This is a genomic window from Anoxybacillus sp. ST4 (assembly GCF_019448545.1).
In the GTDB taxonomy this organism is placed as follows: Bacteria; Bacillota; Bacilli; order Bacillales; family Anoxybacillaceae; genus Anoxybacillus; species Anoxybacillus pushchinoensis.
This window is the reverse complement of sequence record NZ_JAHZOE010000067.1, coordinates 1-686: the sequence shown is the minus strand read 5'-3', so window position 1 is coordinate 686 and position 686 is coordinate 1. Positions and strand designations below refer to the sequence as shown.

Below are 686 nucleotides of genomic sequence, written 5' to 3'. Positions count from 1 at the left end.
TTGCATCGCAAGAAGCATCGTTTCCACACTTACGAAACACGAAAAAAACGTGTGGGACTCGTTGTGTCTTCTGTTGACGGGCGACACGCTCGATCGTGTGCTTTCTACCACTTAGGGCATTTTCTATTACGGGGATGCCCTATTTGTGTTGCGCTTCTTTACATACTACTATTGGGGCGAATAGTTACAAAAATGTTGTTCTTTATTGTTTGATTAAAAGATTTGTAAAAAAATGTCGAACGTTTAAGACTCGAACATACTTGACAGGTTTTTTTTTTTTTTTTACAGTGGTATAAAGATGAATTATTATAAAAATATAGAAAGAGTGGTGTGTTTTTTATGAAAAAAGTTGTCTCCTTAACAATTAGTGTTGTCTTATTGTTGTTTCTTGGTACTATTACTGATAGTTCTTCAGGAGACTATATTGAGGTTTATTTAATTGAAAAATCTGAGGATAGCCTGCGTTTAACGTGGAAGCAAATTTCTAAAGCTAAAAAATATGTTTTATATGATAATAGGGGAAAAGTTTTGTATGAAGGGAATGAAAGAGAGTTTATTCGTAACTATTCACCCCAGTGCTAGTGTATAAAAAAGCCCAGCACAAATAGGGCATTTCGGTCATAGAAAATGCCCTAGGTAGCGGAAAGAACTCGATCGATCGTTTCGCCTGCCAACAGAAGACACAA

1 protein-coding gene is annotated in these 686 nt (G+C 35.9%); it reads left to right on the top strand.

The genetic code is table 11. From position 1 onward, the window contains the following. The first annotated feature begins 339 nt into the window (after positions 1-339). Positions 340-582 carry a hypothetical protein gene (locus K1I44_RS14975; RefSeq protein WP_255573477.1) on the top strand — a complete coding sequence of 81 codons (243 nt, stop codon included), beginning with the start codon at positions 340-342 and terminating at the stop codon, positions 580-582. Positions 583-686 lie beyond the last annotated feature (104 nt).